13 protein-coding genes and 1 tRNA gene are annotated in these 12,496 nt (G+C 47.1%); all 14 read left to right on the top strand.

What is annotated here, in order from left to right; all coding sequences use genetic code 11:
• Positions 1-63 precede the first annotated feature (63 nt).
• Positions 64-1,362, top strand: coding sequence for a nickel-dependent lactate racemase (gene larA, locus BN587_RS10730; protein ID WP_021721138.1), 1,299 nt, complete (start codon positions 64-66; stop codon positions 1,360-1,362).
• Positions 1,363-1,395: 33 nt separating this feature from the next.
• Positions 1,396-2,358, top strand: coding sequence for an L-lactate dehydrogenase (locus BN587_RS10725; protein WP_021721137.1), 963 nt, complete (start codon positions 1,396-1,398; stop codon positions 2,356-2,358).
• A gap of 199 nt (positions 2,359-2,557) precedes the next feature.
• Complete coding sequence (locus BN587_RS10720; RefSeq protein WP_021721136.1) at positions 2,558-3,631, top strand: aminopeptidase P family protein; 1,074 nt, start codon at positions 2,558-2,560, stop codon at positions 3,629-3,631.
• A 26-nt stretch (positions 3,632-3,657) separates the two neighbouring features.
• Positions 3,658-4,215, top strand: coding sequence for an elongation factor P (efp, locus tag BN587_RS10715; protein ID WP_009145091.1), 558 nt, complete (start codon positions 3,658-3,660; stop codon positions 4,213-4,215).
• 207 nt (positions 4,216-4,422) lie between these two features.
• A complete protein-coding gene (locus BN587_RS10710) occupies positions 4,423-4,866 on the top strand; it encodes an ACT domain-containing protein (RefSeq protein WP_021721135.1) in 444 nt (147 codons plus the stop codon).
• A gap of 34 nt (positions 4,867-4,900) precedes the next feature.
• Positions 4,901-6,205: a homoserine dehydrogenase gene (locus BN587_RS10705; protein WP_021721134.1), complete on the top strand. Its 1,305-nt coding sequence runs from the start codon at positions 4,901-4,903 to the stop codon at positions 6,203-6,205.
• A 12-nt stretch (positions 6,206-6,217) separates the two neighbouring features.
• On the top strand, positions 6,218-7,129 hold the full coding sequence (gene thrB / locus BN587_RS10700) for a homoserine kinase (protein ID WP_021721133.1): 912 nt from the start codon (positions 6,218-6,220) through the stop codon (positions 7,127-7,129).
• 61 nt (positions 7,130-7,190) lie between these two features.
• Positions 7,191-7,267 (top strand) — tRNA-Pro (locus BN587_RS10695).
• A gap of 217 nt (positions 7,268-7,484) precedes the next feature.
• A complete protein-coding gene (locus tag BN587_RS12115; protein ID WP_021721132.1) occupies positions 7,485-7,646 on the top strand; it encodes a hypothetical protein in 162 nt (53 codons plus the stop codon).
• A 13-nt stretch (positions 7,647-7,659) separates the two neighbouring features.
• Entirely contained in the window at positions 7,660-7,896 is a 237-nt protein-coding gene (locus tag BN587_RS10690) for a hypothetical protein (protein WP_044484919.1), read from the top strand.
• A gap of 39 nt (positions 7,897-7,935) precedes the next feature.
• Positions 7,936-8,211: a hypothetical protein gene (locus BN587_RS10685; RefSeq protein ID WP_044484918.1), complete on the top strand. Its 276-nt coding sequence runs from the start codon at positions 7,936-7,938 to the stop codon at positions 8,209-8,211.
• A gap of 393 nt (positions 8,212-8,604) precedes the next feature.
• Positions 8,605-9,231 carry a hypothetical protein gene (locus tag BN587_RS10680; protein ID WP_021721130.1) on the top strand — a complete coding sequence of 209 codons (627 nt, stop codon included), beginning with the start codon at positions 8,605-8,607 and terminating at the stop codon, positions 9,229-9,231.
• Positions 9,232-9,246: 15 nt separating this feature from the next.
• Positions 9,247-10,857: a peptide chain release factor 3 gene (locus BN587_RS10675; RefSeq protein WP_021721129.1), complete on the top strand. Its 1,611-nt coding sequence runs from the start codon at positions 9,247-9,249 to the stop codon at positions 10,855-10,857.
• Complete coding sequence (locus tag BN587_RS10670) at positions 10,841-12,496, top strand: ATP-binding protein (protein WP_021721128.1); 1,656 nt, start codon at positions 10,841-10,843, stop codon at positions 12,494-12,496. Before BN587_RS10675 ends, BN587_RS10670 begins: the two co-directional genes overlap by 17 nt.

Genomic DNA, 12,496 nt, shown 5'->3' with positions numbered 1-12,496 from the left:
AGCTTGTATATTTAGCTGATTTCATGTATAATAGATTTAGTTTTTTCAAATGGAGGGATGTCGATGAAAAAATACTTTCTGCCAATAGGCAAACGACAGGAAGAGGTAGTGCTCCCCGAGGAGCGCGTTATATATGATATACACGGCAATGAATCCAGCGTCTGCGAGGACGTTGTTGCCGCTACTACCGAAGCAATCCGTAACCCGATCGGTACCAAGCCTCTGCGCGAAATTGTGCATGCAGGCGAAACTGTAACCATTGTCATCAGCGATATCACCCGTCTGTGCGGCACGTCCGAATTTCTGCCGGTTATTGTTGCCGAGCTGAACAGTGTGGGCGTAAAGGACGAGGACATCACTGTTATTGTTGCTACCGGTACCCACCGCGGTCATACACATGAAGAGGATATCACCGTTTGCGGCGAGGAGATGGTGCGCCGTCTGAAAATCGTTCAACATGACTCCCGCAAGAGCGAGGATATGGTACTGCTTGGCCAAACCTCCTTCGGCAATGATGTTGCTATCAGCAAATATGTTGCTAATGCCGACAGAGTTATTCTGACCGGTGCCGTAACACTGCATCCCTTTGCCGGCTTCGGCGGCGGACGCAAGGCTGTTATGCCGGGCGTAGCGGCATATGACAGCATTATGAAAAACCATTGCATGACTATGTCTCCGGTAGAGGGCGCAGGCTGCAACAAGGCTTGTGACGCAAGTCTGCTGGAGGGCAATCCTATTCATCAGGATATGTATGAATCCTGCAAGCTGCTGAATCCCGATTTTCTGGTGAATACCGTATTTACTCCGGACGGAGAAATCAGCGAGGTTGTTGCAGGCCACTGGTACGAGGCATGGCAGAAGGGCTGCAAGGATTTACTGGCTATGGCAGGCGTACACATCAAACAGCTGGCTGATGTAGTAATTGCTTCCGCAGGCGGTTATCCCAAGGATTTGAACCTGTATCAGGCTACCAAGTGCCACATGAACGCACAGTTTGCGGTTAAGCACGGCGGCATCATGATTTTCACTTTGGACTGCCCGGATATCAAGGAGCCTGCTATCTTTACGGACTGCTTCAGCCGTAACGATATGGAGCAGTTTGAAAAGGATATCCGTGCTAATTTCACTATTCCGGCCTTTGTTGCCTTCAAGGCGCGCTGCATTGTCAACGATGTAACGGCTTATCTGGTAACACGCCCGGAGAACTTCGATTTTGTCCGCAAGACAGGTCATATTCCCTGTGCATCCTTGCAGGAGGCCTGGGATCTGGCTCAGGAAAAGCTTGCAGAGCAGGGCAAAAAGGATTACAATATTACCATTATGGGTCATGCGTCAGCTACGCTGCCTATTTTGGACAAATAAAATATTAAAGAATAATTTGGGGGGAACTTAATTATGAAAACAAGAAAAGTTGGTATTCTCGGTTTAGGTCACGTTGGTGCTCACGTTGCATACAGCCTGGCTATTCAGGGCATTGCTGCCGAGCTGGTGCTGGTAGATCCGAAAGAATCCAAGCTGGCTGCCGAGGTACAGGACCTGCGCGACGCAATTCTGTATTGCCCGCATGATGTAAAAATCAATGGCGGTACCTACGCTGACTTGGGCGACTGCGATGCTATCGTAAACTGCATCGGCGATATCGACCTGGTTGCCAGCGGTGACCGCTTAGATGAACTTACCTTTACCGCAGCACAGGTTAAAGGTTATATCCACAAGGTTATGGCCAGCGGCTTCAACGGCTTCATTGTTAACATCACCAATCCTTGCGATGTTATCACCAACATCCTTTATCGTGAAAGCGGTTTGCCGAAAGGCCATGTAATCGGCACCGGTACCGGTCTGGATACCTCCCGTCTGGTATCTGCTTTATCCTTGCAGACTGGCGTTTCTCCGCAATCCATCAGCGCTTACATGATTGGCGAGCACGGCGCTTCCCAAATGGCTGCATGGTCCTGCGTAAACTTCAACGGCATTCCTTTAAGCTCTCTGGAACACGAGGATCCTAAATTCGCTTTTGACAAACCGGAGCTGCAAAAACGCGCTATCGGCGGCGGCTGGGTAACCTACAGCGGCAAGCACTGCACCGAATACGGCATCTGCTCTACCGCAGCACGTATGGTACGCTGCATTTTCAACGACGAGCAACGCATTATGCCTGCTTCCATGCTGCTTGACGGCGAATACGGCGAAAAGGATGTCTTTGTAGGCGTTCCTGTTCTGCTGGGCAAAAACGGTGCAGAGCGTGTGCTGGAGCTGCCTCTGACTGCCGAGGAGCTGGCAAACTTCCACAAATGCTGCGACGATGTACGCAAGAACATCAAAACCGCAGAAGGCATTGCTCCTGCAGAATGTAAATAATTTTTAAAGTATGTCTTGGAAAAGGCAGGCCGACAACGCTGCAGGGCGCTGCTTACGGCCTGCTTTTTTGCTGGTTATGCTACAAAGTTAACAAAAAAAGTGCCTTAGCAAAGATAATAGTTGAAAGTTTTGCCAATGAGTGGTAAAATATTTAGGTGATTCATAGCTGTCACTAGTTTTATGGAAAGAGGGTAATATCATGACGCGTATCAATAGAGTTTTGGAGCATATGGCCAAGCTGCAGGTAGACAGTGTCATTATTAAGGATGTTACCACAATCCGTTATCTGACCGGCTTTACAGGAGATTCCAGTCTGCTGTATCTTGACAGACAACAGGGCGTGCTGATTACGGATGGCCGTTATACAGAGCAGGCCAGAAACGAAATGAAGTTCTTCAAGGTGCTGGAGTATACTCCGACAGGTGCGCACAGCATCTGGGCTGCCGCCGCTGATTTGGCAAAGAATGCCCAAGCGCAGGTAGTAGGCTTTGACGGAGCGTATTACAGCTATGATGATTATACTGTGCTGCACGAGCTTTTGGGCGAAACCTATATGCAGAGCATTGATTTCAGCGATATCCGTATGATTAAGGATAAGAAAGAGCTGGACATGCTGCTGAAGGCTGCCAGCATTGCTGACGAAGCCTTTATCCATCTGCTGGAGGATATCAAGCCCGGCTGTACCGAGCGCAGTCTGGCAGGCCGTCTGGAATACTATATGCGTGCCTTGGGAAGCGAAAAGGCTTCCTTTGATACGATTGTAGCCTCCGGCGTACGCAGTGCTTTGCCGCATGGCATGGCATCCGACAAGGTTATCGAGGTCGGTGATTTTCTTACCTTTGACTTCGGCGCTGTTTATAAGGGATATCATTCCGATATGACGCGTACACTGGTAGTGGGCCTGGCAAATTCTTGGCAGCAGGAAATTTACACTATAGTTGAAGAAGCACAGCGCAAGGGCCTGAAGGCTGCCGAAGCAGGCATGACCGGCAGAGAGCTGGACGCCATTGTACGTGACAGCATTACCGCCTGCGGCTACGGCGATTATTATGTGCATGGAACAGGTCACGGTGTAGGCCTGGAAATCCACGAAATGCCGATGATCAACAAGCGTGGCGCTACAGTGCTGCAGACAGGCATGATCTTCACTATTGAACCCGGTATATACATTCCCGGTAAAGGCGGGGTACGTATAGAAGATACTGTTGTTTTGACAGAGGATGGGGCGAGAGCCTTGAACGGTGTCAAAAAGCAGCTTATTGAAATTGTCTAATATTTAAATTTATAGGAGGGCTTCCAATGATTTCCACAAACGAATTTAAAACCAACGTAACTGTTACCATCGATGGCGACGCTTGGCAGGTTGTTGAATTCCAACACGTAAAACCTGGTAAGGGTGCTGCTTTCGTACGTGCAAAAATGCGTAACCTGTGCACCGGTGCTGTTGTTGAGCGTACCTTCAACGCAGGCGAGCGTCTGCCGAAGGCTCACATCGACCGTCGCGAAATGCAATATCTGTATGAATCCGACGGCATGTATGTATTCATGGATAATGAAACCTACGAACAAACCGAGCTGAGCAAAGAAACTCTGGGCAGCGCACTGAACTTCCTGAAAGAGAACATGGATGTTAAAATCATGATTTATGACAACCGTGTACTGGGCGTTGACCTGCCGAACACTGTAGAACTGACCGTAGTTGAAACCGAACCCGGCATCAAAGGCGATACCGCTACCGGCGGCAGCAAGAACGCTACCATGGATACCGGCTATGTTGTTAAAGTTCCTCTGTTCATCAACGAGGGCGACGTTCTGGCTATCGATACCAGAACCGGCGACTACATTTCCCGCGCTTAATTTTAATTAAGAATTACGCAGCAGCTGCTGCAGGCTTGTTCTGTTACTTACGGTGACGGAACCTGCCTGCGGCAGCTTTTTTGTATATTTGCATGCGTGTATTATGCACTGAATTTGTTCAAAATTTACAAAAATAACAAGTGTACTTTTCAAGAGAACAGTGGTATAATATTAAAAGAACTTTGTATGAAGAAAGGGGACACTAGTATGTCTGAAAAATCCACATTCTATTTGGTTCGCGAAGAAATTCTTCCTGAAGCAATTAAAAAAACTATAAAGGTTAAAGAAATCCTCAAACGCGGCGAAATCAAAACTATCAATGAAGCAGTTGAAAAAATGGGCCTGAGCCGCAGTGCTTATTACAAATATAAGGATTTCGTTTTCCCGTTCTATGAAGCAAGCAAGGAAAAAATTATTACCTTGTCCTTACTGCTGGAGCACAAATCCGGCGTGCTGTCCAAGGTTCTGAATACTGTTGCCGACGATTCCGGCAGCATCATGACCATCAACCAGGGTATTCCTCTGCAGGGCGTTGCCAACACCACTATTTCTATCGAAACCAAGCATCTGACGATAGATCTGGAGGCATTGCTGGACAAGCTGCGCATGATTGACGGCGTAAAACGTCTGGAAGTTTTAGGTCAGGTATAACCGATTACTGATTGAGGTATTGGAGGGGTACTAAATGAAGGATTTTGTAAATGTTGGTCTGTTGGGCGCCGGCACTGTCGGTGGCGGCGTGCTGAAGGTTTTAGAGAAAAATGCAGAAAAAATAGCCAAAGAGGTAGGCAAGCCGGTAAGAATCACCAAGGTGCTTGACCGCCATGTAGACCGCCTGAAACAGGAATACGGTGATAAATATATTTTTACCGACAACGCCGATGAGGTGCTTGAGGATAAGGATATTGATATTATCGTTGAGCTGCTGGGCCGCGAGCATCCTGCCAAGGAATTTATCGCCAGAGCCTTTGCCAACGGCAAGCATGTTGTTACTGCCAACAAGGACGTTCTGGCCAAATTCGGCTCCGAGCTGTTCCCGCTGGCACATGAGCACAACTGCGACTTTATGTTTGAAGCCAGCGTCTGCGGCGGTATTCCTATCATCGGACCTTTGAAAACCAGTATGGCAGCCAATCAGATTACCTCTATCATGGGTATTGTGAACGGCACCACTAACTATATGCTGTCCAAGATGGCTAACGAACACCTTGATTATGACGAGGTACTGAAGGAAGCGCAGGCAAAGGGATATGCAGAGTCCGATCCTACTGCCGATGTCGGTGGTCTGGATGCTGCGCGTAAAATTACTATTCTGGCATCTATTGCCTTCAATACTCGCTTCAATTTGGACGATGTACAGGTTGAAGGCATTGAAAGCATCGAAGCCTGCGATATAAAATATGCAACTGACCTCGGTTACGCAGTGAAGCTTCTGGCGATTGCCAAGAACGATCCCGAAAACGGTGTAAGCCTGCGTGTTAACCCGACGATGATTCCGCTTTCCCATCCGCTGGCAGGCGTAAACGGCGTTTATAACGCTGTATTCGTCAACGGTGATGCTATCGGTGAGGCAATGTTCCTGGGCCTCGGTGCAGGCCGTCTGCCGACTGCAAGCTCTGTCTGCGGCGATATTATTGATATTGCCCGCAATATGCAGCACAAGTCCACCGGACGCATCAGCTGCACCTGCTTTGAGGAAAAACGCCTCTGCCCGCCTGATAAGATGTCCGCACCGGCATATATCCGTCTGCAGGTAGCAGATAAACCGGGCGCACTGGCAGCCATCGCTGCAGCCTTCGGCGCACAGAACGTGAGCCTGCGCAATGTTGTGCAGACTAATGATGTTCTGAGCAATAAGGCGGAGATTGTTGTAATTACCCACAGTGTTTCGGAGGCTAATCTGCAGATGGCGCTGCAAATTTTGCGCGTACTGCCGGTAGTAGAAGCAATCAGCTGTGTGATTCGTGTAGAAGACAGACATTTGGCATAAAGAGGCGGCAGCATGAAAAAAGTATTTATTCAGGTTCCCGCAACCTCAGCCAACTGCGGCCCTGGCTTTGATACACTCGGCCTGGCCTGCAATCTGTATAACGAAGTAAGCTATGAAATAACCGATAAGAAGGGCTTCCAGCTGGAGGTAGAAGGCGAGGGTGCAGATTATCTGAAGCCGTTTGGCCGTAATTTGGCTTTCGCCAGCTTTCTGCGCGTGTGGAACGCCGTAACCGACGGCCAGCGCATCGGTCTGAAGGTAAAGATGCTCAACCGCATACCAATGTCCCGCGGTCTGGGCAGCAGCTCCAGCGCCATTGTTGCCGGTCTGTTTGCAGCCAACGCTTTGTGTGATGACTATTATACCAAGGATGAGCTTCTCGGTATTGCGACGGAAATCGAAGGCCATCCCGATAATGTGGCACCGGCGCTGTACGGCGGCTTCACCATCAGCTATATGGAGCAGGAGAAGGCGCATTCCCTGCGTCTGCTGCCTGTCAAGCCGTTGAAGTTCATCGCCGTTGTTCCCGACAGCAAGCTGCCTACGTCACTTGCACGTCAGGCTATTCCCAAAACTGTACCGCACAAGGACGCAGTTTACAACACCTCCAGAGCGTCGCTTTTGGTCGGTGCGCTGCTGAGCGGCAATTATGAGTATCTGGGAATGGCGCTGGAGGACAAGCTGCATCAGCCGTACCGTGCGCATCTTATTCCGGGCTTGCCCGATGTTTTTGCGGCAGCCAAGGAAGCAGGTGCCTATAACGCTATTATCAGCGGTGCAGGCTCTACAGTGATGGCCTATGCTTCGCCGGAGGCAGACTGTGAGCGCATTGCCAAGGCTATGGTAGACGTGTTTGCGGCCAATAATGAGCATGCCTGCTATCATATTTTAGACCTCGATACAGAGGGTGTAAAAAAAGTTTAAAATAATTTATAAAATAGTGTTGACAAAATCCAAATAAACCTGTATAATACTCCTTGTGATTCGGGGCGTGGCTCAGCTTGGTAGAGCGCTTCCTTGGGGTGGAAGAGGTCGTGGGTTCGAATCCCGCCGCTCCGACCAATGTCGGACTTATAGCCTTTACGTTTATCGTAAAGGCTTTTTTCATGTTTACCTGATATATTTCGCAAAGTGAAAAAAGTAAAATATTAAACTCTCAGAACAAGAAGAATAAAAATATATCAAGTATAATATATTCAGTCTTAGGAGATTATAGACTTGCTGATAAAAAAGGTCTATACTATAGATGAAACAGTTATGATTTACCGGGGGTGAGATTATGAGGTTTCCAACAAAAGAAGAAAATATGATGATGAAGGCTATCAAGCCTTATTTAGACGAACATTGCAAATTAAAAGAAGATGCACCGGATGAAATAAAGGAGTTAGCTGAAAAACTTCGTGAATCTTTTGAAGACGCAGCGTGCCAACATCCTTTTTAGGGATGAAAAAGTTATGAGATGGCAAAAAAACTTACTTTGCTTTGCTGAAAATAATACAGTTGGGAAATGTCCGTATTGCAACTCGCAGAATACAGCTTTCGGATATAGAAAAATTACTGCGGAAGGCTATGGCTATGGAGCGATTTTTTGTAAAGATTGCCGAAAAGGGTATTTTCTTGATAGAGCGGATTTAAGGCAAATTAAAAATATGGGAGAAAATATACCGGAGGACATTTCTTTTACGGATTGAAGTTTTTCCAAGTATCAGTATAGAATTAAGGTGATGAGTGTGAAGGTTTATATATTAAAGAATTATATTGATCCCGAATACCGTAAACTTACACCGGAACAGTTGGAAAAAGATATTCAGGAAGAGCTTGAAAAATCCAAAGAATTGACCGAATGGCCTTGTCCGTTTGAATGTATTGATTATGCTAAGTATAAAAAGCGCCTTAAGAAAGAGAAAAAGCAAGGAAGAGCTCAGCGAAAAGAAACTAGAATAGGCAAGCTCACAGATAAGGCAAGTAAATTGGCGGAACGCATGCATAATAAAGTCGGTCTTTAAGCAGTTACCGAAAAAAACGGTAGCTGCTTTTTTACGCTCGCTTTCTCCCTTTCAACCTTCATTCACCGAAATTTACACGCTTGAATATCTAAAACAACCCTCATTTTAAAGAAAAATTATTAGGGAAAAACAAGCTGATATGTTATAATATAGAACGTGTGAATATATTTTGCGCAGCTGTCGGGCAGCAGAGGTGAATACAACTGCCGCTGACGGCATAATAAAGCAATTTGAACAGTAATTGACAGCAAAAGCTGCAAAACATCAAGCCGAAGGCTTACAGTGCTGGAGCACAGCTTCACGACAGCCACGGCATTACTGATTACTGTTATAGCAGAGCGCCTTGCATTCGAAGTAAGGGCTTTTTCATATTATATTGGGAGGTTTGGACCGATGATTCGTACATTGGAATTCGTCTGCAGTGAATGCGGCGAACATTTTGTGCCCGGAGAAAAATTGTATTATCGTGATAATTACATGAATAACAGCATTCGCGATACTAGATTTATCTGCCCGGACTGCATTGCCCGCTGGCAGCAGAAATGGCAGATTAAAACAGCCAGCTTTCATGAGGTTGACTATGTACTGACAGTTGATTTGGAGCTGGAGGACGGCACCGTCTATAACAACATGGACTGCACGCCGATAGATGAAACCGAAACCGTTGTCCTGGGCGAGGACGTGCCGGTGGAGGCACAGCAGGAGCTGTATAAAATCTATGCAGCCTGGGATAAGGAGCGCAAGGCGCACATCCTGAAGGACTGCACCTTTAAGGATGAATTCATGCGTACTTCCTTCACCTGCGAAACCTACAGCGGTGAACGCTACGAGAACGTTGCCTTCCGCGTAACCATGCGCGGTGAGCTGCAGACGGAAATCCCTGTTCCCGACTACATCAAAATGCAGATTCTTGATGCCTACAAGCTGTACGAGGAGCAGAACGCCGATTATCCGGCAGTAGACGAGCTGGTTTCCGATGAGGATGAAATTGCCAGGATTACTAAAAATTTAAAGAAATAGGAGAGCATATACATAATGACAGAATTGATGGATAAAATTAAGAAACGCCGTACCTTCGCTATTATTTCTCACCCTGACGCAGGTAAAACAACCCTTACTGAAAAGCTGCTGCTTTACGGCGGAGCTATTCACCTGGCAGGCTCCGTAAAGGCTAGAAAGAGCAATAAGCATGCCGTATCAGACTGGATGGAGATTGAAAAGCAGCGTGGTATTTCCGTTACCTCCTCCGTACTGCAATTTGATTACGACGGCTTCCGCGTAAACATTCTGGATACCCCCGGTCACCAGGATTTCTCCGAGGATACCTACCGTACTTTGATGGCTGCCGACAGCGCTGTTATGCTGATTGACGCTGCCAAGGGCGTAGAGCCGCAGACCAAGAAGCTGTTCTGGGTTTGCCACCGCCGCCGTCTGCCTATATTTACCTTTATCAACAAGCTGGACCGCTACGGCCGTAACCCCTTCGACCTGATGGACGAGCTGGAAAAGGTGCTGAACATCCGCGCATATCCGATTAACTGGCCTATCGGTATCGACGGCCATTATAAAGGCGTATATAACCGTCTGGAAAACACCATTGAGCTGTTCGAGGACGACACCAGCCATGGTGCCAAAAAGCTGAAATCCACTACCGGTTCTTTAGATGATCCCAAAATCAGAGAGCTGCTGGGCGACGAGCTGTACGAAAACCTGTGCAACGATATCGAGCTTCTTGACATGGCAGGCGATGAGTTTGACATGGAAAAGGTTAACGCTGGCGAGCTGACTCCGATGTTCTTCGGCAGTGCTATGACCAACTTCGGCGTACAGAGCTTCCTGGAAAAATTCCTGAAAATGTCTCCCATGCCACAGCCAAGAATGCTGCAGGATGGTACAATATTGTCACCGGAGAACGAAAAATTCTCTGCTTTTGTTTTTAAAATCCAGGCTAATATGAATCCTGCTCACCGTGACAGAATTTCCTTCATGCGTATTTGTTCCGGCGTCTTTGATAAGGGAATGAGCGTTTACCACAAGCAATCCGGTAAGATGGTTAAGCTGGCACAGCCGCAGCAGTTCCTGGCTCAGGAGCGCACAATAGTGGAAAAAGCATATCCAGGTGACATTATCGGCGTTTTTGATCCGGGTATCTTCGGTATCGGTGATTCCTTGAGCGACAGCAGCCTGAAGCTGCAATTTGAAGACTTCCCAGTATTCCCGCCGGAAATTTTTGCCCGCGTACAGCCTAAGGACTCCCTCAAACGCAAGCAGTTTGAAAAGGGCATCATCCAGCTGTCGCAGGAGGGTGCTATTCAGGTATTCCGTCAGGAGGGCGTAGGTCTTGAAAGCTACATCGTCGGCGTAGTCGGTGTACTGCAGCTGGAGGTTCTGGAATACCGTCTGCTTAACGAGTACAGCTCTAAGCTGCTGATGAACCAGCTGCCGTACTCCGTTGCACGTTGGGTATATGCTGAGGATAAGAAGCTGATTGAGAACATTAAAGGCTTGGATAACGGAATGCTTGTTTATGATAAAAAGGACAGACCTGTTATTCTTGTAAATAACGAGTGGTCCCTGAATTGGATTCTGGAACGAAATCCTGGTATTCAGTTCCTGACGGTACCTGCTGATGTGGAGAAAATCTAAAGATAATTACAATTACAAATCAGGAAAAACGCTTTCACTTTTACAGAAAATAGTAGTACTTATTACGCTCGTAGTGTGTATCGCACTGCTGCCGACGTCTTTGTTTACAACGCAAAAGGTGGCACGGGTAATTTATGACCGCGTAAGTATCAATGCCGTAAGCATCAACAACATTCTCTGTAACTCTCCGGAAATCAGGGAGAGCCTGGAGAAGCAGAACAAGAGGCCGGAGGATTCCGTAGACAGCTTTATGGCTGCCTTTGTTAACGATGTTGACCATTCGGATGAAGCGGGCGTAGCGATTTACGATAAGAACCGCCATCTGCGCGTGTTGTACAATCCCGGCAAGCTGCCGGACTTCGAGCATAGCGCGCGTAATCTGGTTGACAAATACGCGGGACGCGACAATATTTCCTATAAGGAAAACTACTCGATTCCCAATAAGGCTATTGGCTTTGTTAAAGATGACAATAAAAAAACCATCGGTTATGTTGTTACCGGTTATTCCGACGAAATCGTTAATAATTCTACAATAGATGCAGTTTTATTCTTGCTGTCTATGACGCTGCTTGGCCTGATTGTCGGCATTTGGGGTGCAATTTATCTGGCGCAGAGGATTAAACGTGTACTTTTCGGCTATGAGCCGGAGGAAATCGCCAGAATGCTGCAGGAACGCGATGTTATTCTTAACTCTGTACGTGAAGGCATTATCAATATCAACAGCAACGGTTGCATTACGCTTGTTAACACCGAGGCCCAATTGCTTTTGAAGAATGCCGGTATTGAAGGAGTTAATGAACTATTTGGAAAATCTGCAAAAGATGTCTTGAAACGTGTGCCGTGGGATGATATTATAAAAGAAGGTAAAACTTTAGTTGATGCCAGTGTCAAGATGGGCAATACCGTCTTTATTATTACTGCAGTACCGCTGCTGGATGGCAAGAACATTATCGGTGCCGTGATTACCTTCCGTAAAAAATCTGTAGTAGAAGAGATGGCTAACCAGCTGACAGGCTTTAAAAATTATGCTACTGCTTTAAGAGCGCAGACACATGAGTTTATGAACAAAATGCATGTGATTATGGGCCTGATAGATATGAAGGCCTATGACGAGCTGAAGAATTTTACGCAGGAAATTGCCTATAACAGACAATCTGAGGTTTCTTATGTAGTAACCCGCCTGAAAGACATTACATTATCAGGCTTTATCCTCGGTAAAATAAGCCGCAGCCGTGAACTTGATATCGACTTCTCTCTGACAGAGGAAAGCGAGCTGCACAGTGAGCTGGATGTGCCTTCGGTACATGATATTGTACTGATTGCCGGCAATATTATTGAAAACGCCTTTGATGCGTTGAAGAATTTTGACGGTGAACGCATTGTTAATCTTTCCATTCTGGATTTTGACCGCGAGATTGTTATCGTCGTGGAGGATTCCGGTCCCGGTATGAGTGACGAGATACGCGAACATATCTTCCAGCGTGGCTTCAGCAGCAAGTGCGAAAGCGGTCATGGCTTTGGCTTATATCTGGTTAAGCAAAGCATCAATAACCTTAATGGCACCATTACTGTGGAGTCTGCTCCGGGTGAGGGCACTACCTTTACCGTAAGGCTTCCGACCAGGAAAGAGGGGGATTAA

The organism is Phascolarctobacterium succinatutens CAG:287 (assembly GCF_000434895.1).
In the GTDB taxonomy this organism is placed as follows: domain Bacteria; phylum Bacillota; class Negativicutes; order Acidaminococcales; family Acidaminococcaceae; genus Phascolarctobacterium_A; species Phascolarctobacterium_A succinatutens_A.
The sequence above is the reverse complement of the archived record's forward strand: the minus strand, read 5'-3'. Positions and strand labels throughout refer to the sequence as shown.

Excerpts from the sequence above, each read along its gene's own strand:
- BN587_RS10670 (WP_021721128.1), top strand. The coding sequence starts at position 10,841 with ATGTGGAGAAAATCTAAAGATAATTACAATTACAAATCAGGAAAAACG.
- BN587_RS10720 (WP_021721136.1), top strand. The coding sequence starts at position 2,558 with ATGACGCGTATCAATAGAGTTTTGGAGCATATGGCCAAGCTGCAGGTA.
- BN587_RS10675 (WP_021721129.1), top strand. The coding sequence starts at position 9,247 with ATGACAGAATTGATGGATAAAATTAAGAAACGCCGTACCTTCGCTATT.
- BN587_RS12115 (WP_021721132.1), top strand. The coding sequence starts at position 7,485 with ATGAGGTTTCCAACAAAAGAAGAAAATATGATGATGAAGGCTATCAAG.
- BN587_RS10690 (WP_044484919.1), top strand. The coding sequence starts at position 7,660 with ATGAGATGGCAAAAAAACTTACTTTGCTTTGCTGAAAATAATACAGTT.
- BN587_RS10725 (WP_021721137.1), top strand. The coding sequence starts at position 1,396 with ATGAAAACAAGAAAAGTTGGTATTCTCGGTTTAGGTCACGTTGGTGCT.
- BN587_RS10705 (WP_021721134.1), top strand. The coding sequence starts at position 4,901 with ATGAAGGATTTTGTAAATGTTGGTCTGTTGGGCGCCGGCACTGTCGGT.
- efp (WP_009145091.1), top strand. The coding sequence starts at position 3,658 with ATGATTTCCACAAACGAATTTAAAACCAACGTAACTGTTACCATCGAT.
- larA (WP_021721138.1), top strand. The coding sequence starts at position 64 with ATGAAAAAATACTTTCTGCCAATAGGCAAACGACAGGAAGAGGTAGTG.
- thrB (WP_021721133.1), top strand. The coding sequence starts at position 6,218 with ATGAAAAAAGTATTTATTCAGGTTCCCGCAACCTCAGCCAACTGCGGC.
- BN587_RS10680 (WP_021721130.1), top strand. The coding sequence starts at position 8,605 with ATGATTCGTACATTGGAATTCGTCTGCAGTGAATGCGGCGAACATTTT.
- BN587_RS10710 (WP_021721135.1), top strand. The coding sequence starts at position 4,423 with ATGTCTGAAAAATCCACATTCTATTTGGTTCGCGAAGAAATTCTTCCT.